The 21,570-nt window shown below is 67.4% G+C and carries 20 protein-coding genes; 7 read left to right on the plus strand and 13 right to left on the minus strand.

Going from position 1 to position 21,570, the window contains the following annotated elements:
• Positions 1-8: 8 nt before the first annotated feature.
• Positions 9-956 carry a non-homologous end-joining DNA ligase gene (gene ligD, locus ACYVHG_RS04265; RefSeq protein ID WP_461166181.1) on the plus strand — a complete coding sequence of 316 codons (948 nt, stop codon included), beginning with the start codon at positions 9-11 and terminating at the stop codon, positions 954-956.
• A 608-nt stretch (positions 957-1,564) separates the two neighbouring features.
• Here the strand turns inward: ligD and nrdF are convergent.
• Both nrdF and ACYVHG_RS04275 read right to left on the minus strand, forming a co-directional pair.
• Positions 1,565-2,569, minus strand: coding sequence for a class 1b ribonucleoside-diphosphate reductase subunit beta (gene nrdF, locus ACYVHG_RS04270; RefSeq protein ID WP_461166182.1), 1,005 nt, complete (start codon positions 2,567-2,569; stop codon positions 1,565-1,567).
• 130 nt (positions 2,570-2,699) lie between these two features.
• Positions 2,700-3,440 carry a maleylpyruvate isomerase N-terminal domain-containing protein gene (locus ACYVHG_RS04275; RefSeq protein WP_461166183.1) on the minus strand — a complete coding sequence of 247 codons (741 nt, stop codon included), beginning with the start codon at positions 3,438-3,440 and terminating at the stop codon, positions 2,700-2,702.
• Positions 3,441-3,529: 89 nt separating this feature from the next.
• On the opposite strand from ACYVHG_RS04275, the gene ACYVHG_RS04280 reads away from it, so the two are divergent.
• A complete protein-coding gene (locus ACYVHG_RS04280) occupies positions 3,530-4,147 on the plus strand; it encodes an LON peptidase substrate-binding domain-containing protein (protein WP_461166184.1) in 618 nt (205 codons plus the stop codon).
• A gap of 35 nt (positions 4,148-4,182) precedes the next feature.
• Here ACYVHG_RS04280 and ACYVHG_RS04285 read toward each other — a convergent pair whose 3' ends face one another.
• The 7 genes from ACYVHG_RS04285 to ACYVHG_RS04315 form a co-directional block, all read right to left on the minus strand.
• Positions 4,183-4,854, minus strand: a complete 672-nt coding sequence (locus ACYVHG_RS04285; RefSeq protein WP_461166185.1) for an aspartate/glutamate racemase family protein — start codon at positions 4,852-4,854, stop codon at positions 4,183-4,185.
• Positions 4,851-6,266, minus strand: a complete 1,416-nt coding sequence (locus tag ACYVHG_RS04290) for an MFS transporter (protein ID WP_461166186.1) — start codon at positions 6,264-6,266, stop codon at positions 4,851-4,853. The genes ACYVHG_RS04285 and ACYVHG_RS04290 overlap by 4 nt, the downstream gene beginning before the upstream one ends.
• A 156-nt stretch (positions 6,267-6,422) precedes the next feature.
• Positions 6,423-7,325, minus strand: coding sequence for an ABC transporter substrate-binding protein (locus ACYVHG_RS04295; RefSeq protein ID WP_461166187.1), 903 nt, complete (start codon positions 7,323-7,325; stop codon positions 6,423-6,425).
• Positions 7,326-7,487: 162 nt separating this feature from the next.
• The gene (gene nrdE / locus ACYVHG_RS04300; protein ID WP_461166188.1) at positions 7,488-9,668 is read right to left on the minus strand and encodes a class 1b ribonucleoside-diphosphate reductase subunit alpha; all 2,181 of its coding nucleotides are present in this window, start codon (positions 9,666-9,668) and stop codon (positions 7,488-7,490) included.
• Positions 9,665-10,114 (minus strand): class Ib ribonucleoside-diphosphate reductase assembly flavoprotein NrdI, encoded by a 450-nt coding sequence (gene nrdI / locus ACYVHG_RS04305; protein WP_461166189.1) that lies wholly within the window; start codon positions 10,112-10,114, stop codon positions 9,665-9,667. Before nrdI ends, nrdE begins: the two co-directional genes overlap by 4 nt.
• 2 nt (positions 10,115-10,116) lie before the next feature.
• Positions 10,117-10,365: a glutaredoxin-like protein NrdH gene (gene nrdH / locus ACYVHG_RS04310; protein ID WP_461166190.1), complete on the minus strand. Its 249-nt coding sequence runs from the start codon at positions 10,363-10,365 to the stop codon at positions 10,117-10,119.
• Between the two features lie 344 nt (positions 10,366-10,709).
• The gene (locus ACYVHG_RS04315; protein ID WP_461166191.1) at positions 10,710-11,243 is read right to left on the minus strand and encodes an NADPH-dependent FMN reductase; all 534 of its coding nucleotides are present in this window, start codon (positions 11,241-11,243) and stop codon (positions 10,710-10,712) included.
• A 122-nt stretch (positions 11,244-11,365) separates the two neighbouring features.
• Between ACYVHG_RS04315 and ACYVHG_RS04320 the strand changes: the two genes are divergently transcribed.
• The gene (locus tag ACYVHG_RS04320) at positions 11,366-11,962 is read left to right on the plus strand and encodes a TetR/AcrR family transcriptional regulator (protein WP_461166192.1); all 597 of its coding nucleotides are present in this window, start codon (positions 11,366-11,368) and stop codon (positions 11,960-11,962) included.
• On the opposite strand, the gene ACYVHG_RS04325 is transcribed toward ACYVHG_RS04320, so the two are convergent.
• The 4 genes from ACYVHG_RS04325 to trhO all read right to left on the minus strand — a co-directional run bounded on the left by ACYVHG_RS04325 (position 11,945) and on the right by trhO (position 16,450).
• Positions 11,945-12,838 (minus strand): SDR family oxidoreductase, encoded by an 894-nt coding sequence (locus tag ACYVHG_RS04325; protein WP_461166193.1) that lies wholly within the window; start codon positions 12,836-12,838, stop codon positions 11,945-11,947. The genes ACYVHG_RS04320 and ACYVHG_RS04325 overlap by 18 nt on opposite strands.
• Before the next feature lie 78 nt (positions 12,839-12,916).
• Positions 12,917-14,386, minus strand: coding sequence for an N-acetylmuramoyl-L-alanine amidase family protein (locus tag ACYVHG_RS04330; protein ID WP_461166194.1), 1,470 nt, complete (start codon positions 14,384-14,386; stop codon positions 12,917-12,919).
• Positions 14,387-14,546: 160 nt separating this feature from the next.
• A complete protein-coding gene (locus ACYVHG_RS04335) occupies positions 14,547-15,617 on the minus strand; it encodes a CobW family GTP-binding protein (protein WP_461166195.1) in 1,071 nt (356 codons plus the stop codon).
• The gene (trhO, locus tag ACYVHG_RS04340; RefSeq protein WP_461166196.1) at positions 15,614-16,450 is read right to left on the minus strand and encodes an oxygen-dependent tRNA uridine(34) hydroxylase TrhO; all 837 of its coding nucleotides are present in this window, start codon (positions 16,448-16,450) and stop codon (positions 15,614-15,616) included. The genes ACYVHG_RS04335 and trhO overlap by 4 nt, the downstream gene beginning before the upstream one ends.
• Before the next feature lie 97 nt (positions 16,451-16,547).
• Between trhO and ACYVHG_RS04345 the strand changes: the two genes are divergently transcribed.
• The 4 genes from ACYVHG_RS04345 to ACYVHG_RS04360 are packed head-to-tail and all read left to right on the plus strand — an operon-like array spanning position 16,548 to position 21,537.
• Positions 16,548-17,567: an ABC transporter substrate-binding protein gene (locus tag ACYVHG_RS04345; protein WP_461166197.1), complete on the plus strand. Its 1,020-nt coding sequence runs from the start codon at positions 16,548-16,550 to the stop codon at positions 17,565-17,567.
• 9 nt (positions 17,568-17,576) lie between these two features.
• Positions 17,577-18,467: an ABC transporter permease gene (locus ACYVHG_RS04350; protein ID WP_461166198.1), complete on the plus strand. Its 891-nt coding sequence runs from the start codon at positions 17,577-17,579 to the stop codon at positions 18,465-18,467.
• Positions 18,443-19,234 carry an ABC transporter ATP-binding protein gene (locus tag ACYVHG_RS04355; protein ID WP_461166199.1) on the plus strand — a complete coding sequence of 264 codons (792 nt, stop codon included), beginning with the start codon at positions 18,443-18,445 and terminating at the stop codon, positions 19,232-19,234. The genes ACYVHG_RS04350 and ACYVHG_RS04355 overlap by 25 nt, the downstream gene beginning before the upstream one ends.
• Positions 19,231-21,537, plus strand: coding sequence for an arylsulfatase (locus tag ACYVHG_RS04360; RefSeq protein ID WP_461166200.1), 2,307 nt, complete (start codon positions 19,231-19,233; stop codon positions 21,535-21,537). The genes ACYVHG_RS04355 and ACYVHG_RS04360 overlap by 4 nt, the downstream gene beginning before the upstream one ends.
• Positions 21,538-21,570: the final 33 nt, after the last annotated feature.

Below are 21,570 nucleotides of genomic sequence, written 5' to 3' on the forward strand. Positions count from 1 at the left end.
TCGTGTCCGTGGCCTCCTCCGAGCACGGCGCACCGATCGACTTGCAGGTCGGCGACCGGACGGTGCGCGTCACCAGTCCGGACCGCGTGTACTTCCCGGCGATCGGCGCCACCAAGCTCGATGTGGTCCGCTACTACGAGGCGGTGGGTCCGGGGATCGTGCGGGCGCTGTCCGGTCGTCCGACGATGCTGCACCGGTTCCCGAAGGGTGTGGACGGTCCCAAGGTGCATCAGAAGCGGATCCCGGCGGGCGCGCCGGACTGGCTGCAGACGGTGCGGATCCACTTCCCGCGATTCGACCGCACCGCGGACGAACTGGTGGTCACCGAGTTGGGTGCGGTGATCTGGGCGGCGCAGATGTCGACCGTCGAGTTCCATCCCTGGAACTGCCGGGCCGCAGATCTGGAGCGTCCCGACGAGTGGCGGATCGATCTCGATCCGATGCCCGACTGCTCCTGGTCTCGGGTGCAGCGGGTGGCCGAGGTGGTGCGCCAGGTGCTCGACGAACTGGGTATCCGCGGTTTCCCGAAGACCTCGGGCGGTTCCGGGCTGCACGTGTACGTACGGATCGAGCCGCGGTGGACGTTCGCGGAAGTGCGACGGTGCGCTCTGGCCTTCGCCCGGGAGGTGGAACGCCGCGCGGCGGGCGAGGCGACCACGGTGTGGTGGCGCAAGGATCGTGACCCGGCGGCGGTGTTCCTGGACTACAACCAGAATGCTCGTGACCACACCATCGCCGGCGCCTATTCGCTGCGCGGCACGCCGATCGCGACCGCCTCGGCGCCGGTCACCTGGGAGGAGATCCCCCGGGTGCACCCAGACGATTTCACGATCCGAACGCTACCGGCCCGGTTCACCGAGCTCGGTGACCTCACCGCGGAAATCGACGACCGTGCGTTCTCGCTGGACACTCTGGTCGAGTGGGCCGACCGCGATCAGTTGCCGCTCACTGACTGAAACCCGCCTCCGAACAAGGGGGATTCAGAACAGCGAGCCACCCTCGCGCGAGGCGACGAATCCGTGCTTCCCGACGACGCATCGCATTCCGGTGGTCATCGATGCGCACTCGACGGTCTCAGTGGCATATGGAGGCTGTACCCGAAGACGATGCCCGTAGGGCAGGTTCCTGGCACCCCCGTCGTCGGGTCTGCGGGCGGCCGCACAGTAGACCTGCGAGGGTCGTGGGTCGACGGAGATCGACCAGGACCACTCCAGGGGCGCCGGGCAGTCTCCGATGGATCCGGCGGGTCGCTCGGCGTACGTCGCATGGCACACCGCTCCCGCCGGGTTCATGAAGCACGACAGATTCCCACTGGGCGAAGCGAACACGAGACCGCTAAAGGATCCGTGAGGGTCCGGGTAGTCCGCAGGATCGTCGTAGACCTGCCCCGACGCGGGCGCCCCGGCCACTACGAATGCGATAGCGACCGTTGCAACGAGTCCCACGAACTTCCTCATACCTGATCATCCAGGTACGAGCAGTGTTCGTTACCGCGCGTTCGTAGCAGTTCCCGGCAGCCGCCGCGACGTCGCCGAGTCCCGCTGCCGGGCCTCGAACCGACCGGTCAGAAGTCCCAGTCCTCGTCTTCGGTGTTGACGGCCTTGCCGATCACGTACGACGATCCGGAGCCGGAGAAGAAGTCGTGGTTCTCGTCGGCGTTGGGCGACAGCGCGGACAGGATCGCCGGGTTCACATCGGTCTCGTCCTTGGGGAACATCGCCTCGTAGCCGAGGTTCATCAGGGCCTTGTTGGCGTTGTACCGCAGGAACTTCTTGACGTCCTCGGTGAGCCCCACCTCGTCGTAGAGCGACTCGGTGTAGTCGGTCTCGTTGTCGTACAGCTCGAAGAGCAGCTCGAAGGTGTAGTCCTTGAGCTCCTGGCGTCGCGCCTCAGACAGCGTCTCCAGGCCCCGCTGGTACTTGTAACCGATGTAGTACCCGTGCACGGCCTCGTCGCGGATGATCAGGCGGATCATGTCGGCGGTGTTGGTGAGCTTCGCCCGCGAGGACCAGTACATGGGCAGGTAGAAGCCGCTGTAGAACAGGAACGACTCCAGCAGCGTGGAGGCCACCTTGCGCTTGAGGGGATCGTCGCCGCGGTAGTACTCCATGACGATCTCCGCCTTGCGCTGCAGGCGCTCGTTCTCCTCCGACCAGCGGAAGGCGTCGTCGATCTCGCGGGTGCTGCACAGCGTGGAGAAGATCGAGCTGTAGCTCTTGGCGTGCACCGACTCCATGAACGCGATGTTGGTGTAGACCGCCTCCTCGTGCGGGGTGAGCGCGTCCGGAATCAGCGAGACCGCGCCGACGGTGCCCTGGATGGTGTCCAGCAGTGTCAGGCCGGTGAAGACCCGCATCGTGAGCTGCTTCTCATGGTCGGTGAGGGTGCCCCAGGACGGGATGTCGTTACTGACCGGCACCTTCTCCGGCAGCCAGAAATTGCCCGTCAACCGGTCCCAGACCTCGGCGTCCTTCTCGTCCTGCACCCGGTTCCAGTTGATCGCCGAAACCCGGCTGATCAGCTTGAGCGGGGCGCCGTCGGCGGGGCTGTGAGCGGCGGTTTCAGACATGACACCTCGGTTTTCGAAGACCAGAATTCCAACGCACATGACACTACCCCTTGGGGGCGACAAGTCCGTGAGGCGCAAGATTTAGTGCATCGGGCCTGTTCGGCGTGTCGCCCGACGTGCGCCTCGGACCTCAGATCACGACCACCCGCAGCAGCCCGTCGAGCACCTCACGCTCGCCCTGGAGGTCGACGGTGCCGGGCTCGGTCCGGCGCCACAGCACCAGATCCAGGTCCGATGCCGTGCCGCTGAGCACCACGTCCGCCGGTGCCGGCTCGGAGAGCACCTCGATTCCGTCGCCACGCAGTCGCACGGTCCAGCGGTCGCCGGTGTCGGTCGCGGTGATCGTGATGACCCTGCCCACCAGCGAGTCCGGCAGGCCGTTGCGTTCGATCAGCCGCGGGATCTGCATCTGGGTGAGTTCGGTGATGCCGTCGGCCGCGGTCCGCGCCGTGAGCGGTTCGGCGCCGTCCGGCAGGGCGTTCTGCAGGTCCCATCGATGAATGGAGACCTCCTGCGCCATCCGCCGCATCCAGAACGCGGCGACAGTGCGTCCGATGAAGGCACGGGCGGGTTGGTCCGGGTCGTGCCGGCGCAGTTCCGCGAGGAGGTCGGCGACGGTGCCCGCGTACCAGCGGAGAACGGCGTCGCCGTCGGGCACGTCCGAAACGTCGGGAACGAAACGTTCCTTGGAATCCGGACCCGCCTGCAGGAACATCGTCGCCCACCGGTGAGCCCCGCCGGTGTGGATGATTCCGTGCCGCACCGTCCATCCGGGGCAACTGGGCACCTCGTCGTCGAGGTGCGACGGGTCGATCGCGGCGATCCGGGCACCGTCGTCGGCAATCGATTCGAGCCAGAGCGCAGGAGTCATGGCTCGACCCTAGGTCCGCGGCGGGACGCGAGTCGGCGATCCCGGCGATCCCGGCGGCGAGCCGGCGACACACAGGGCATGCTGATCTGGTGACCGAACTGCCGATGTTCCCGCTGGGGAGGGTGCTCCTGCCGGGCGAGGAACTGCCGCTGCGGATCTTCGAGCCCCGGTACCGCCGGATGATCGAGCACGCGCTGGCGACCGACGGCCGGTTCGGTGTGGTGCTGATCGAGCGCGGCAGCGAGGTCGGCGGCGGCGAGGTGCGGACGGATGTGGGCACGACGGCGGTGATCGATCGGTACGTGCGACGGATGGGCGGTCAGTTCACCCTGGTCTGCCGGGGCGGTGAACGCATCCGGGTCACCCGGTGGTTACCCGACGCTCCGTACCCGATGGCCGAGGTCGAGGTGTGGCCCGATGTGCAGCAGCCTGCTGCTGATCTGGTTCCACTGCTCACCCAGCGGGACGAGATCGTCTCCCTCGCTGCGCGTCTGGCCACCGCCGAGGGGGCACGTCCGCCGCGGATCGTGCCGCTCGACCTGCCGGAGGACCCGGTCGAACGCAGCTACTACCTGGCGCGCGTACTCCCCTTGTCCGAGGCCGACAGGCATCGCGCGCTGGCCGCGTCCGGCCCGGCCGACCGGATTCACCTGATCGGCGAGGCCCTCGACGACGTGATCGCCAGTATCCGTTTCCGCTTGTCGTGAGCGTTGAGGTACCGGCGGGTCACAGGTCGCCCGGTTCACGGAAAGGGCGCGCCGCCGAGCATTCCGGTGAGCGCACGAACGGCTGCGGGCACGGGCTCGACGATCTCGGCATCGGTACGCTCAGCGAGTCGAGCTGCGGAATCGCTCAACGGCCCACCGCCGATGACCACTGCTCGCGCGCCCGCGGCGACGGCCTCGTCGACGGTGCCGCTCAGCGCCTGGTACATGCGGTCGGGTTCAGCGGCCAGCGCGACCGGGTCACCGTCGCAGATGAAGGTTCCGGCATAGTCGGCCCCCGGCGCCGCATCGGCGACGAGGTCATCGATCGCCCCCCGGAGGGCGGGCGTGGTTGTGGCGACCGCGAACCGCCCGCCTCGCACAGCTGCCGTCACGGCAGATCGCCCGATCCCGACCACTGGAATCGACAGCATCTGCGCGAGCTCACCGAGCCCCGGGTCACCGAAGGCGCCCACGATCACCGCGTCGGGGCACGACTCCCTCACCGCGCCCGCCACCGCGTCCACTGTTGCTCGGGCCGACTCGTGCAGAGCCGGAGGGTCGACGATCATCCGCGGACCGAATGCTGCGGTCACGCCGCGGAAGCAGAAGTCCGGCGCTGCCGAAGCGGCGACTCGCACCAACATCGCTGTGGTGTCGGTGTTGCTGTTCGGGTTCACGATCAGCACCCGGCTGCGACTGTCGATCACGACGGTTCGTCTTCCGGCATCGGACGGCCGAAAGTCTCCCCGGGGAATCGCACTGCCACGCCGCAACAGACGAACAGGGCCGCGAGCATCGCGAACATCGCACCGACTCCGGATGCATCCAAAACCGCACCGGCGATCAGCGGGAACAGTCCTCCGGACAGCGAGCCGACGGCGAGGATCACCGATGTCGCCAGACCGCGAATGCTGGTCGGATACTGTTCCGGAGCGAACAACCAGATGGTGGTGTTGAGAATGATCACCGCGAAGTTGAACAGCGCTCCGAAGAACAACACCAATCCGATGTTCGTGGCGAAGAAGCCGAATCCGAGACCTGCCACGGTGCCCAAAGCAGCGCCCGCCGTGAGCGTGAGTTTCCGCGGCATTCGGCGAGCGATGTACGACGCCGTCAGAGCACCCACCAAGGAGCCCGATTGCATGACGAGCGTGAACCAGAGCGCCTTGTTGATGTTCATCCCGCGGTCGGTGAGGATCACCGGAATGAGCGTGAGCATCGAGATCTGAGCTCCGTAGGACATGCACACCGCGACACACAGCGCAAGAGTGCTCCGCCGGTACCGCCTGCTGATGATGGCGGTCCACGGCGTTCGCCGGGCGGGTTCCGTGGACGACGGTGCCGCCTCCAGGTACGTGACGCGCTCGGCGAGCGGTCCCGTGAGCTTGCCCTGCGCGAGACGGTTGATCACAGTGTTCGCCTCATCGATTCGCCCGCGCGAGGCGAGGTATCGCGGCGACTCCGGCAGCGCCCGGCGGTACACGACCACGATCAACGCCGGGATGACGAGCACTCCGAACAACCAGCGCCAGCGTTCCTCACCGCTGAAAACGGCGAAGACGATCACGCCGAACAGTGGAGCGAGCATGTTGCCCAACCCTGCAGCCGCTACGTTGATCAGCCCGATCGCGGTCCCACGGTTGCGAGCCGAGAAGAACTCGGACAGGAGCACGACCGCTGAGGCGATCTCGCCACCGAGTCCGAGCCCCACCAAGAACCGTGCGACCACCAGGGACTCGTAATTGGGTGCGATCGCGCAGAGCAACGAACCGATCGCGAAGACCAGCAGGTTCAGTCCGAGCAGGCGGCGGCGACCGACTCGGTCCATCAGTGCACCGGCGAGGACCCGTCCGAGTGCGACCGCGGTGAAAGTCGCCGTGTTGAGCAGCCCGATCTGAGTCCCGCCGATCCCCCAGTCCGCCTTGAGAATCGGCCCGGCGATCCCGACCGTGTTCTGCTCGATCGCGTCGAAGAACACCCCGAACAGCACCATCGCCAGGATGCCGATGTGCGCGCGGGTGACACCGATCCGCTCATAGGCACGCTCGATCTGGGCGCTGACCGGCGATACCGCCGAACTGGTCGGCGTCGCCTCCTTCGGCGGTGGTGCAGTCGTCATATCGGCGGTCACTTCCAGACAGGAGACCGAAGCCTCGGCGATGTCCTAAGACGGTGAACAGACCGTAAACGGCTGACTACCCCGTCCGATTTCCGGCACGTTAATACGCGTTTGCGCGCCGTTGCGGCTGGAAGTCGGCATCGCCCCGCGCGGGGACTACGTGCGGCCCATGAATTTCTGCATGTCGGCGAGAACTCGCTCGGCGGCGACGGTGGAGGCGTTGACGAACCACGAATCGACGTCGACCTCGATAGCACGACCCGCAGCCACCGCCGGCAGTTTCTTCCACAACGGCGACTGGGTGAAGTCGCCGGAAGTCCCGGGGAACGAGTAGAACAACCAATCGGCGTCGAGCAGGCCCGCCTGTTCCAGCGAGAGCGTACGGCTGGCTTTATCACTGAACTGCTGCGACGGCGGGCGCTTCAGTCCGGCATCGGTGCCGACGATGCTCGCCAGCGCCAGGGTGCCGAAGTACAGGTACTGATCCCCCTTACCGCGAACCAGAGAGATCGTCTCGGAGTTTCCGCGTGCCGCAGCCCAGGCTCGGGCCCGCTGCTCGTAGTCCGCGAGCAGCCCCTGGCCCTCGCGGGAGCGGCCCAGAGCGTCTGCGACCACGTTCATGTCGGATTTGAAGGCGTCGGACCCGCCCTTGGTCAGCACCGTCGGCGCGATACGGGTCAGTTGCTCGTTGAGGCTCTTGGAACCGCGCTGATTCGACAGGATCATGTCGGGCTTGAGGCCGGCGATCTTCTCGATGTCGGGAGTCTGGCGTTGGCCGACGATGGCGATCTTGTCGAGGTCGAACCGGGCGCCGAAGGCGTCCTTGATGAACGCCGGCACCCCCTTGGTGTCCGTAGCCTCCGACGCCGCGACCGCCATGCCGACGGGCATGATCCCGAGCGCGAGGCAGTGGTCGAGATGCCCGGTCGACAGCGCCACGATCCGCTTGGGTCGTCCGTTCGCCGCGGAATCAGACGCCTGCTCCTGCCGTCCGCAGGCAGTCAGGAGGGCGGCAGCGCCGAGTCCCGCCGCTCCCCCGAGGAACCCGCGCCGGCTCACACCACCGCGACCGATAACACCCAGTTCATCCCGATTCGCATTCACATTAGGACACACTAACCTAATTCTGGCGGGTGCTGCTAACTGGAAGCCACGAGGGCGACCGATCAACGAACACGCCGACCGGAGGAACCCTCCGATCGGCGCTTCGGTGAACGGCTCTTAGAGCATGCAGCTGACGCAGCCCTCGACCTCGGTTCCTTCGAGCGCCATCTGCCGCAGGCGGATGTAGTAGAGCGTCTTGATCCCCTTGCGCCAGGCGTAGATCTGAGCGCGGTTCACCTCACGAGTGGTGGCGGTGTCCTTGAAGAACAGAGTCAGCGACAGGCCCTGATCCACATGCTGAGTCGCCGCGGCGTAGGTGTCGATGATCTTCTCGTAGCCGATCTCGTACGCATCCTGGTAGTACTCCAGGTTGTCGTTGTCCATGTATGGCGCCGGGTAGTACACCCGGCCGATCTTGCCCTCCTTGCGGATCTCGACCTTGGCCGCGACGGGGTGGATCGAACTCGTGGAGTGGTTGATGTAGCTGATCGAGCCGGTGGGCGGCACCGCCTGCAGGTTCTGGTTGTACAGGCCGTGCTGCTGCACCGCGGACTTGAGCTCGCGCCAGTCCTCCTGCGTGGGGATGTGGATCTCGGCGTCGATGAACAACTTCGCCACCTTCGCCGTGGCAGGCTTCCACTCCTGCTCGGTGTACTTGTCGAAGAACTCGCCCGATGCGTACTTGCTCTCGGCGAAGCCGCCGAAACTCTGGCCGCGCTCACGAGCGATCCGGTTCGAGGCACGGATCGCGTGGAAGAGCACGGTGTAGAAGTAGATGTTGGTGAAGTCCACACCTTCTTCCGATCCGTAGAACACCCGCTCACGCGCGAGGTACCCGTGCAGGTTCATCTGCCCCAGGCCGATGGCGTGCGAGAGATTGTTGCCGTGCTCGATCGACGGCACCGAGGTGATCGACGTCTGGTCCGAGACAGCGGTCAGGCCGCGGATGGCGGTCTCGATCGTGCCACCGAAATCCGGGCTGTCCATGGTCTTCGCGATGTTCAACGAGCCCAGGTTGCAGGAGATGTCCTTACCCACCTCGGCGTAGGAGAGGTCGTCGTTGTACGTCGACGGGGTGGAGACCTGCAGGATCTCGCTGCACAGGTTCGAGTGTGTGATCTTGCCCGGGATCGGGTTCGCGCGATTCACCGTGTCCTCGTACATGATGTACGGGTAACCGGACTCGAACTGCAGCTCCGCGAGGGTCTGGAAGAACTCTCGCGCATTGATCTTGGTCTTGCGGATCCGCGAATCGTCGACCATCTCGTAGTACTTCTCCGAGACGTTCACATCGGCGAAGGACACCCCGTAGACGCGCTCGACGTCGTACGGCGAGAACAGGTACATGTCGTCGTTGCGCTTGGCCAACTCGAACGTGATGTCCGGGATGACCACGCCCAGCGAGAGGGTCTTGATGCGGATCTTCTCGTCCGCGTTCTCCCGCTTGGTGTCCAGGAAGCGGTAGATGTCCGGGTGGTGCGCGTGCAGGTACACCGCACCCGCCCCCTGCCGGGCACCGAGTTGATTGGCGTAGCTGAACGAGTCCTCGAGCAGCTTCATGATCGGGATGACACCCGAGCTCTGGTTCTCGATCTTCTTGATGGGCGCGCCGTGTTCGCGGATGTTGGTCAGCAGCAGGGCCACTCCGCCACCGCGCTTGGACAGTTGCAGTGCCGAGTTGATCGACCGGCCGATCGACTCCATGTTGTCCTCGATGCGCAGCAGGAAGCACGAGACCGGCTCACCGCGCTGCTTCTTGCCCGAGTTGAGGAAGGTGGGGGTGGCGGGCTGGAACCGACCCGCGATGATCTCGTCCACCAGGGAGACCGCGAGCTTCTCGTCACCGTCGGCCAGGGTGAGCGCCACCATGCACACGCGATCCTCGAAACGCTCCAGGTAGCGCTTACCGTCGAAGGTCTTGAGGGTGTAGCTGGTGTAGTACTTGAACGCGCCGAGGAAGGTGGGGAACCGGAACTTCTTGGCGTACGCGGCGTCGAACAGTCCCTTGACGAACTCGCGGCTGTACTTCTCCAGCACCTCGGGCTCGTAGTAGTTCTCCTCGAGGAGGTAGTCGAGCTTCTCGTCGAGGTTGTGGAAGAAGACCGTGTTCTGGTTCACGTGCTGCAGGAAGTACTGCCGCGCGGCTTCCCTGTCCTTGTCGAACTGGATGCGACCGTCCCGGTCGTACAGGTTCAGCATCGCATTGAGCGCGTGGAAGTCCAGCTCGCTGTGACCGGGGCCGGCGTGGACGCCCGACTGGCTCGCCGACGGTACGAGGTCTTCCTGAGTTGCGGTCATGAGCGCGCGGTTTCCTTCATGTCGTTGCGGGAGAAGAAGTCGATGAGTCCGGTGCGGACGCATTCGACGTCCTCCGCGGTTCCCATCAGCTCGAAGCGGTACAGGTACGGGATCCGGCACTTGCCGGCGATCACGTTGCCGGCGTGGCAGTACTCTTCGCCGAAATTCGTGTTACCGCCCGCGATCACGGCACGGATCAGGGAGCGGTTGTGTTGATCGTTGAGGAATCTGATCACCTGTTTGGGAACGTATCCGCCGCCGGAGACGGCGGTGGCCTGCTTCCCCCCGCCGTACGTGGGCGTGATCAGGACGTAGGGCTCGTCGACGGAGATCGGATCCTCGGCCCTGGTGACCGGGATGCGCACCGACCGCAGGCCCAGCTTCTTGACGAATCGGTGCGTGTTCTCCGACACCGATGAGAAGTAGACGACGAGCGGGGTGGCCATGGCTAGGCCGTGGCGGCGACGCCGACGAGAGCCTTGACGCGGTCCGGGCGGAAGCCCGACCAGTGCGCATCACCGGCGACCACCACGGGCGCCTGCAGGTAACCGAGAGCGAGCACGTAATCGCGAGCGTCGGAATCCTCGGTGATGTCCACCACGCGGTACTCGAGGCCGGCCTTGTCGAGCGCCTTGTAGGTGGCGTTGCACTGCACGCAGGCGGGCTTGGTGTAGACGGTGATCTCAACCTGGCTCATGGACCGCTCCCCTTGTTCGACGGTTCGACTGTTCGACCGGGTTCCCGCTCTCCTCGGAGACCCAGTATGGACTTGGCGACTGACAAGTTTTCGCCACGTTTACCTGCGTGAACTCGAACAGCTCGACGGGCACTTCAGACCACCCTCAAGCCTCCCGGCGACCCTCTCGGGGCGTCCGTTCGCGCAGTGGGTAGAACACTACACCTAGTGTCGCTCCCCGCGAAGCGACACAACCACTTGCGAACAACATTCGTGGAATTACCAGGTCGCAAGACACGGTTCAGCGCGTTATTCATCGTGAATCCGCAGGACACGCCGGCACGCGCGCGACACGCCGATGAGGCTCAGCGCAGCGGCGCGACCAGACGCTCGATCAGCTCACCGGCGCGCCGCGCGACGGCATCATGACCGCGCACCGAACCGCCGTCGAGCCCCGAGATCGAGAACTCCTCGACCAGCCCCTCGGGCACCTGCCCGCCGGCGATCGAGACCGCGCGCTCGGCATCGGCCAAGGTGGTGTCCAGCCGGTGGCCCACCCCCGCCAGCGCTACCCGCTTGCCGGAGAGCGCACTGGCGCCGTAGGGGCGCGAGCCCCAGTCGATGACGTTCTTGAGCACGGCGCTCACGGTCCCGTTGTTCGGTGGAGTCAGCAGCAGCACGGCGTCGGCGTCACGGATCTTCCCGCGCAGCGCCTCGGCACTGGCCGGCGCCGCATCACCGTCGATGTCCTCGTTGTAGAAGGGAACCTCGCCGATCCCCTCGGCGATGTCCACCCGCACCCCCGCGGGTGCGTTCGCGACCGCCACCTCGGCGAGCTCACGATTGAGCGAACTGTTGCGCAGCGATCCGACGACGGCCAGCACGGTGATCTCAGACATCGAAACAGGTCCTTTCCGCCAGCCCCGGGTGGGCCGTACTCACGACAGGATTAACGGACTGAGGTCCGAATATCTTCCCGACAATCACGGTGATCGCAACCGCACCGGGTAGGCTCTGGCCGATGACCGGTCCTTCGCTCCCGCTCGCGCAGCCTCAGCCGGAGCCCCGCCGTGACGCCGCCCGCAACCGGGAACTGCTGCTCGAGGCCACACAGCGACTGATCGCCGAGCGCGGTGTCGATGCGGTGAGCATGGATGCGGTGGCACGCGCCGCGGGCGTCGGCAAGGGCACCGTCTTCCGGCGGTTCGGTTCCCGCGCGGGCCTGTTGCAGGCACTGCTCGACGCCGACGAGACCCGCCTGCAGCAGCGATTCATGTTCGGCCCGCCGCCGCTGGGCCCCGGCGGCGATCCGGTCGAGCGGCTGATCCGGTACGGGGCGGCGCGACTGCAGATGATCGTGCGTCACGGTGATCTGTTGCGCGGTGCGGAGCAGGCGGCCCGGTCACCGTACGACGAGCCGCCGTGGCGCGTCTCCGAACTCACCGTGCGGTCGATGCTCGACGAGGCCGGTTGCGCCGAGCACACCGAGGTGTGGGCCGCGACGCTCATGGCCACCCTCAGCCCGGGGTGGGTTCTGCACCAACTGTCGACCGGCGTCTCGGCCCAGACACTGGAGACCGTCTGGGCCGCGCACGTGCGCCTACTGACCTCGCTCTGAGAGCCTGGCCAGGTACGCGAACCGGTCGTTCGCCACCCGCATGGCGATCTCGTAGGGCAGCGCGAACTTCCGCTTCCAGAAGTAACCCACCCGAGTGTCGAGCGAGGTGTAGACGATGAACCGGTTGCGGAGAACACCATCGACGATCGATGCCGCCGCGGCATCGGCGGAGACCTTCGGGAAGGAATCGATCCCCTTGTCCACCTTGGGATTCGAACGATCCAGACCGTTGATCTGTACGGTCTTGACCAGCCCCGTCTCCACGGCGCCAGGCACCACTACCGAGACGCCGATACCGTGCCGGCGCAGGTCGTAGCGCAGCACCTCGGACACCCCCACCAGCCCGAACTTCGCGGCCGAGTAGGCGGCGTGCCAAGGCAACGCGAGCAGGCCGGCGGTGGACGAGACGTTCACCAGTTGGCCCCCGCGCCCGCCGGCGATCATCGGCGGGACGAAGGTCTCGATCACGTGGATCGGCCCCATCAGGTTCACGTCGACTGTCTTGCGCCACTGCTCGTGGGTGAGGTTCTCGACGGTGCCCCAGATCGCGATGCCGGCGACGTTCATCACCACGTCCAGCGGGCCGGTGAGATCGTGCACGTGGTCGGCGAAGGCGGCCACCTCGTCGAAGTCGGAGATGTCGAAAGCCCTGGATGCGATGACTCTCGCACCCAGGGCTTCCACATGCCGGACGACGTCGGCGAGCTGGTCGGCGTTGATGTCGGTCAACACCAATTCGGCGTCGTGTGCGGCCAGAAGATTCGCGGTAGCGCGTCCGATCCCGCTCGCGGCGCCGGTGACGAGGACCTTCTTCCCCTTCAGGTCCTTGATCGGCGTCGCCATGTGGACGAGCCGGACGATATCGCGCAGTGCCATATCGCCAGCTTGCCAGATCGGGCCGCGCTACCGCTTCCCGCCGGGGCGTGACGTCCCCGGCGGAAGTCGGTGAGCGGGTTACTTCGGCAGGAGCGCGCCGGCGCTGAGGATCGCCTTGAGGATCTCCTGAGCGGCGGCCGGCCCCTGAGCGGCCTGCAGCGAGTTGAACGCCTGCGGGCTGGACAGCAGCGTGGTCACCAGTTGCTGTCCCTGCGAGCTGGTCAGGAACTCGGTGGCCTTCGGCCCCATCTCGAACAGCGAGTTCAGTCCGAGCGCCTGGTTCTGACCGGGGATCACGACCTGCGGCAGCTGGGGCAGCTGGAGCTGTCCGAGTCCGGGGATGTTCACCGACGGTGCCGCCTGAGCGGGCGCCGCGGCTGCCGCGGGTGCCACCGCGCCGGGGACCGCGACCTGCGGCGCTCCGGTAGCGGCGGGAACGCCGCCCTGCAGCATCGGCACGCCGGAGACGATCGGCGAGGTGCCGGTACCGGTGCTCGGCGAGACCGGCGCCGCTGCGCCGGGCACGGCGGGCACCAGCGGGGTCTGGGCCGGGGCCACCGGAGCGGCGGGCGCTGCGGGAGCCGCCGCTCCAGCAACCGGGGCGGTCGGAGCCGTGGCCGCAGGGGCGGTCGCGACGGGAGCCGTGGGAACTGTGGCCGCACCTGCGGCCGGGGCGGCCGGTGCCGCCGGGGACACCGGAACGGCGGGGTCCACCTGCGGCGCCACGGGCTGCGCTGCGACCGGTTCAGCGATGACCCCGGCCGGAACCGGCTTGCCGGTGAGCTGCGCGATCACACCGTTGGCCAGCGCGGAAGCGTACTGGGTCTGACCGGTCCGCGAGGTGAGCAGTGCGGCATCGTCGCCGTTGGCGAAGTTGCCGAGGTTGGCGTACACCATCGGGATGTTGACCATCGACGTCAAGGCGTTGGCGGTCTGCGCGATTCCGTCCTGGCCGCCGAGGTACTGGGCCGGGACGAAGCCGCCGGCACGGGCCGCGTCACGCACCACGGCCGCAGCCGGAGCGCTCACCGCCTGCTGCGCCGAGACCTTGGGATCGGTAGCGCCGGGTGCAGCGGTCTCGAGCAGGAATCCACGCTGCGCGGCCTCCTGCACGGCGGTGTTGATACTCAGGGCGAGATCGGCACCGGACTTGTTGGCGGCTTCGGCCCGCTTGTCGACGCAGCCGCCGAAGCCGGCATCGTTCGCACCGGACATGATCACCTTGGCGCCCTGGCTCTTGAGCGCTGCCTCGACCATCTTGGCCACGGCCGAGTTGACCTTGTGATCAGGAGTTCCGTTGGCGGCGATCGCCGTCGGATTCACGCACGGAACCTGACCGCCGCGGCCGTCGGCCACCTTGCGGGCCTGCTCGGCCGCCGAGGCGACAGCCGAACCGGCGTCGAGGAACACCGTCTTTCCATTGAGGGGCAGCGTCGGCGCTGCCGGGGCAGAGGGAGCCGAGGGGTCGGCGGCGGCCAGGCCGGGCGCTGCGAACAGCGCGACGGTCGCGACCGCAAGCGAACCTGCGAGAACACGGGTCTTCTTCATGGGCAGCTGGGCACCGGGGAAGTGGTGCCGCTCTCCTTCCAAGTCTCTTGCGCAACTTTCGTCACATCAGTCACACGAGTAACAGTGAACCATTGATTGAGACTTGAGGGAAACCCCGAGGGTGATCGTTACCGATCCGTTATCTTCGGTGGACCTCTGTTCAGTCTTCGAGGATCGTTGAATCCGCTTGCGCCGCAATGGAGAACCGCAACAGAGACAGGGTCGCCGCGGTGTCGGACGCCGCCTCGGAGCCGGCCAGGCACGATTCGACGCGTCGGCGGACCTGCGCCTCGTCGAGCTCGATACCGAGGAACACCAGCAGAGTCGGGGCACCGTCGTCGCGGCGCCGGGGTGCCGGGGCGGTGCGCACATGCCTTCCCACGCTGTGGACCTGCACGCGGACCCCGTCTGCGCAGGTCACGAATCCCTTGACGCGGAACACCCCGGCCGGCGGGTCGGTCAGCAGATCCGCTGCTCGACGCCCGTCCAACCGGCCGGTGACGACGTCCACCGCCAGGTAGCCGTCGTGCAGGTGCTCGTGGTCTCCCGCACCGTGATGATCGTGCTCGTCCTCGCGCAGGGCCTCGTCCAGGGTGAGCTGCCGGGGTGTCCCGGCCCGCTCGGCCGCGCGCCGGGCGAGCACATCGGCATCGATCAGCAGCTCGGTGGGCACCACAGCGTCGACCGTTCCGACCACCGGGGCCGACGGTGCGTGCTCGCGCACCAGCACTCGCGCTCGGTCCGGATCGTCGGCCAGGTCGATCTTGTTGAGCACCACCAGGTCCGCCAGACCCAAGTGGTGGCGGAGCGAGGGATGCCGCTCCATGGTGGCGGCCAGATGCGCGGCATCGGCCACGTAGACCAGTCCCCCGTAGTCGATCCGCGGATCGGGTGCGAGCACGACGCGTCGCACCATCGCGGCGGGCTCGGCCAGGCCCGATGCCTCCACCACGATCAGGTCCAGGTCTCGGGCGGCCAGCGTCCCGAGCACGTCCTCGAGCTCGTCATCGCCCACGGTGCAACACACGCACCCGTTGCTCAGCGACACCGTCTGCACCGGCGCCCCTGAGCCGGAGACCAGTAGCGCATCGATGTTCACTGCACCGAAGTCGTTGACCACCACTGCGATCCGGGCACCACCGGCTCCGGCGAGCAGGTGGTTGAGCAGCGTCGACTTACCGGCTCCCAAGTAGCCGGCCACCACGACGACCGGAATCGGGCGGCGCGTCACGGTGCACACGTCTCGCAGAGCACCGTCAGTTCGCGATCCTGCGGCGGCGCCAGGTTCACCACACGGGACGTGGGCGCACCGCACTCGGCGCATCGGCCGATCCGTTGGGCCCGGTCGGAGAAGTCGATGTGCATTCGACGGTCGAAGACGTACATCGAGCCCTCCCACAGGCCTCCGTCGCCGAACCGCTCGCCGTAGCGGGCGATGCCCCCGTCGAGTTGGTAGACCCGTTCGAAGCCGCGGTTACGCATCAGCACGGTGAGCACCTCGCACCGCACGCCACCGGTGCAGTAGGTCACCACCGGGCGGCTCTTGAGGTGGTCGTAGGCACCGGAATCGAGCAGATCGACGAAGTCGCGGGTGGTCTTCACCGGCGGCACCACCGCACCGGCGAACCGTCCGATCTCCGCTTCGATGGCATTGCGCCCATCGAAGAACACCGCATCGGGTTCGGCCTCGACCAGCTCGTGCACCTGATCGGGTGTCAGGTGGGTACCGCCGCCGCGGACCCCGTCGGCGTCGACCTCGATCTCACCGGGCGATCCGAAGGTGACGATCTCCTCGCGCACCTTCACCGACAGCTTGGGGAAGTCCTCGGCGGAACCGTCCGACCATTTGACGTCCGCGGCACGGAAGGGCCCGTACTCCTTGGTGATGCGCAGGTACCGCTTCACCGCGCGGATCTCTCCCCCGACCGTGACGTTGATCCCGTGCCGAGAGACGATGATCCGGCCGCGGAGGCCGTTGGCCTCACAGAGCTCCCGCTGCCAGAGCCGGATCGCCTCCGGATCGGCCAGCGGGGCGAAAACGTAGAACAGCACGATCTTGCCCATGACGGCGATCATTGTATCGGCACGTCCACAGCTCCCGTTGGGCTCAGCGTGCGTCCAACGGTTACCACCGGTCTCCGCGACCCGTTGACTATGGCGCATGCCTTTTCGTCTCCCCCACCTCGCTGCGGCGGTCGTCGCGATCGTCTTCGTCGCCGGGTGCGCCCCGCGATCGCCCGGCCTCACCGACGACCCGGCCGCGCCGATATCCGACCGGGTCGGGGCGGACACCGTGATCACCGTGGCCGATCAGCAGTCCCTCCTCAAGACGATGCTCACCGCATCGGGTGAAGTGACGCGACTCGGGTTCTCGGTGAGGTTCGCCGAGTTCGCCGGCGGCCCCGCGATCCTCGAATCGTTCCGTGCCGGCGCGACCCACGTCGCGATCGTCGCCGACGTCCCACCGATTCACGCGCAGATCGCCCGCTTCGCCAGCCCCATCATCAAGGCCTGGCAACTCGACCGCGGTGGGGTCTCGACCGTCGCGCGACCCGGTGTGCCGCTTCGCACCGTCGCCGACCTGCGGGGGCGCAAGATCGGCTACGCCGAGGGCACCGCGCACCAGGCGATGGTGCTGCGCCTGCTCCGCGCAGCGGGCCTGTCCAAACACGACGTTCAGTTGGTCCCGTTGCAGCTCACCGAGGTGGGCGAGGCGCTGGGAGCCGGGCAGATCGACATCGCACCGCTCATGGAGCCGATCAGCACCAAGTACCGGCTCGCGCACCCGGATGCGCAGGCGCTACCGGACGCCGTCTCGCAGGCCGCCCAATCGGGTCTGATGTTCCTGTACGCCCCACGCGCCGCAGTGGCCGATCCGGTCCGCGCCGCCGCCCTCAAGCGCCTTTCCGAGGCAGTCGACCGAGCGCGACGATGGGCCGACGCCGACAAGAACCGCTGGATCACCACGTACTACGCCGGCGCGTTGAAGATCCCCGCTGCCGTGGGCCGTACCGCCTATGACGGGCAGGGCACGTGGCATTCGATCCCTCTCGACAGCGCCCTGGTGGCGCGCCAGCAGGACACGATCGACACACTCGCCTCCTTCGACGAGATCCCCGGCGGCCGCATCTCGGCCGAGGGTTCCGTCGACTTCCGTTTCAACCCCCACTCCTCGACGTAAGGGCATCCCATGACCTCTCCCCCGACCGGCCGCCTCGGCAGCGGCCTCGCCCACGATTCCATCCCCGAGCAGCGGCCCGGCACGCTGGATCCGGACCATGAACTGCGGCCCCGACCCGCTGCGCGCCGAGTACTGGTCGACTCGCGGCCGATCGGCGCATGGATCCTGGCCGGCCCCGCACTGATCGTTGCGCTCTGGACGGTGGGGTCGGCGGCCGGGATCATCCCGGACACCGTCCTGTCCGCTCCATGGACCGTGGCGAACACCGCGTGGAGTCTCGCGCTCGACGGCTCCCTGTGGTCCAACATCTGGGCGTCCGCGCAGCGTGCGGTCTTCGGTGGCGTCCTCGGTGTGACTCTCGCCGTCGTGCTCGCCCTGCTGTCCGGGCTCACCCGTCCCGGTGAGGCGCTCATCGACGGGACCGTGACCGTCTACCGCGCGATTCCGGCGCTCGCGCTGCTGCCGCTGTTCATCGTGTGGTTCGGCATCGGCGAGGAGATGAAGCTCGTGCTCATCACCCTCGCGGTCGCGACGCCGGTCTACCTCAACACCCACGCCGGCCTGCGCGGCATCGACCGCAGGTACGTCGAGCTCGCGGAGACCGTGGGCCTGAGCCGCGCGAAGTTCGTGCGGTACATCGCGATCCCCGGTGCCCTGCCCGGCTTCTTCACCGGCCTGCGGCTCGGGGCGACGGTGGCGTGGCTCGCTCTCGTCGTCGTCGAGCAGGTCGGAGCCTCCGACGGCATCGGCTACCTGATGTACAAGGCGCGGCTGTACGGGCTCACCGACGTCATCGTCGTCGGTCTCGCGGTGTACGCACTCCTCGGCTTCAGCACCGACCTCCTCGTCCGCTTCTCCGCACGAAAGGCCCTGTCATGGCAGAGCACCCTGGCTCACTGAGCACCTCCACCACCTCGGACGCCCACGATCTCGAGCCGGTGATCGAGGCCCGGAACCTGGTCCGCGGCTTCGACGGCCGCGCGGTGTTGCGCGGCGTCGACCTCACCATCCACCGCGGCGAGTTCGTAGCGCTCCTCGGCCGTTCCGGTTCCGGCAAGTCGACTCTGCTCCGTGCCATCGCCGACCTCGACGCCGGTGTCCCCGGATCCGGGCGGCTCGAGGTCGACCCGCGCCGGGCCGTCGTCTTCCAGGACTCCCGGCTGCTGCCCTGGGCTCGCGTTCTCGACAACGTGATCCTGGGACTGGGCGGAGCCGACGCCGAGGACGTGGGCCGGGAACTCCTGCGCGAGGTCGAGCTGGGCGGGCGCGAGCAGGCCTGGCCGCGCGAGCTCTCCGGCGGACAGCAGCAGCGCGTCGCGCTGGCTCGCAGCCTGGTCCGCGAGCCTGCGGTGCTCCTGGCCGACGAGCCCTTCGGCGCACTCGACGCCCTGACCAAGATCAAGATGCACGATCTGCTCCGCCGGCTGGTCGCCCGACACCGCCCGGGTGTCCTGCTGATCACCCACGACGTCGACGAGGCCATCGCGCTGGCGGACCGGATCCTGGTTCTCGACCACGGCATCCTGTCGGTGGACGTGAGCGTCGGCGATAGCGGGCGTCGCCCCGGAGAACACGGATTCGCGGAACTTCGTGGCCGTCTGCTCGACGCGCTGGGCGTGCAGAGCGATCGTCGGGCGACGCCGGAACCGCAGCACCTGACGGCATGACCATCCCCGGACACGCGCGCGGATACGAGCACTTCGCCGGCCGGATCGGCCGCACGGAAGCGGAGTCGGAGCCGGACTGGGGGCACGCGCCGCCGGCCGGATCCGGCGCACCGAACATCATCGTGGTGGTGGTCGACGACATGGGGTTCTCCGACATCGGACCGTACGGTTCGGAGATCCCCACACCGCACCTGGATGCGCTCGCCGCCCGGGGCGTGCTCTCCACCAACCACCACACCACTCCGGTCTGCTCCCCGGCACGCGCCGCCCTGCTCACCGGCCTCAATCCGCACCGAGCGGGCTACGGCTCCGTCGCCAATCACGACCCCGGCTATCCGAATCTGCGGCTGAGCCTGGCCGAGGATGTGCTCACCCTTCCGGAGATCCTTCGGGAGTCCGGCTACGCCACGTACGCGGTCGGCAAGTGGCATCTCGCCAAGGACTCCCGGCTCGGCCCCGGAGCCGACCGCTCATCGTGGCCCCTGCAGCGCGGCTTCGATCACTACTACGGCTCCTTGGAAGGGCTGAACTCGTTCTTCCACCCCAACCAGTTGATACGCGACAACACAGCCGAACCGGTGACCGAGTACCCCGCAGGGTTCTACGTCACCGACGCACTCACCGAGACCGCCGTCTCGTGGATCAAGGACCTGCGCGCGCACGACGCCGACAAGCCCTTCTTCCTGTACTTCGCCCACATCGCCATGCACGGCCCGCTGCAGGTCAAGGATCAGGATCTGCCCCGCGGAGACCTCGACTACGCGCGCGGCTGGGATGCTGTACGCGCAGAGCGATTCGCCCGGCAACAGGCACTCGGGTTGTTCGGCCCGCACGTGCGCCCGGCCCGCCGCAACAGCGAGCCCGGATACGACGTACCGCCGTGGGACGATCTCGATCCGCAACGGCAGCAACGGTTCGCGCGGTACATGCAGGTGTACGCGGCGATGGTGCGCACCGTCGACGACAGCCTGGGCCGCCTGCTGGACACCGTCGAGCTGCTGGGTGATCTGGACAACACGATCGTGGTCTTCACCTCCGATAACGGCGGCACCGCCGAGGGCGGTCCGGAGGGCACGCGCAGCTACTTCGCCGAGTTCGTGAAGTTCGCCGACGGCGTCGGCCCCGCGGGGTGGGAAGGAGACGTCGACCACCCGGAGGAGTTGATCGGTACCGAACGACTGGGCGTGCACTACCCGCGTGGCTGGGGACAGGTGTCCAACACCCCCTTCCGGTTCTACAAGGGGCAGACCTTCGCAGGCGGTGTCCGAGTGCCCCTCCTGCTGTCCTGGCCGACCGGCCTTCCGCAGGCGCGCGGCGTTCGCGAGCAGTTCTCGTTCGTCACCGATGTGGCGCCCACACTGCTTGATCTGGCGGGCGTGTCGACGCCGCACCGCCGGCACGGACTGCCCGCACAGGAGCGCGACGGAGTCTCCCAGCGCGCGGCCTGGACGGACGCCGACTCGCCATCGGCGCGCGAACGCCAGTACTCGGAGTTCCGGGGGCACCGTGGCTACTACCGGGACGGCTGGAAGCTGCTCAGCCTGCACGACCGCGGCACCGACCCGCTCGCGCCGCGCTGGCAGCTCTTCGACAACCGGACCGACCCGGCGGAGACCACTGACCTGGCGGCGCAGCACCCCGATCTCGTCGCCGAACTCGCCACCGAGTGGGAGTACGAGGCCTGGCGGAACACGGTCTTCCCCATCGTGATCGACGGTTCCGCCCGTGATCCGGCCGAGCAGCGGCTGGCGGATCCGGTGCGGCTACTTCCGGGCACTCCGGTCCTGGAGCGGTATCGGTCGGCGAAGCTGATCCAGTACCGGGACTTCCGCATCGACATCGACGTCGAGTTCGCCGACCAGGCCGAGGGCGTCCTGGTCGCCCACGGTGACCTGCTGGGCGGCTATCACGTGTACGTCGAGGACGCCGCCGTCGTCCTCGGCTACAACAGCTACGGCAGGTACTCGCACGCGCGGACCGGTCCCGTCGCCCCCGGTCGGCACACGGTCTCCGTCACCGCGACGGTGCGCCCGAACCTGCGCTGGGACCTGGACGTTCACATCGACGACTCTCCCGCAGCCACGCTGGCGGACCGGGTACAGCTCATCGGCATGGCGCCCTGGACCGGGATCTCCGTCGGCGTCGACGCCCGCGGTCCCGTCTCGTGGGACCTGCACCGGCGTCGCGGCGTCTTCCCGTACTCGGGCGCACTGCACGCGGTGACCTACACGCCCGGAGAATCAGGGGTCGCCCCGAACGACATCCGCCGCCTGCATCAGGAGGCCGAAGAAGAAGCGGACTGAGCGAATTACCCCCTCGCTGAACGCAATACTGGC

It is taken from the genome of Tsukamurella serpentis (assembly GCF_054780975.1).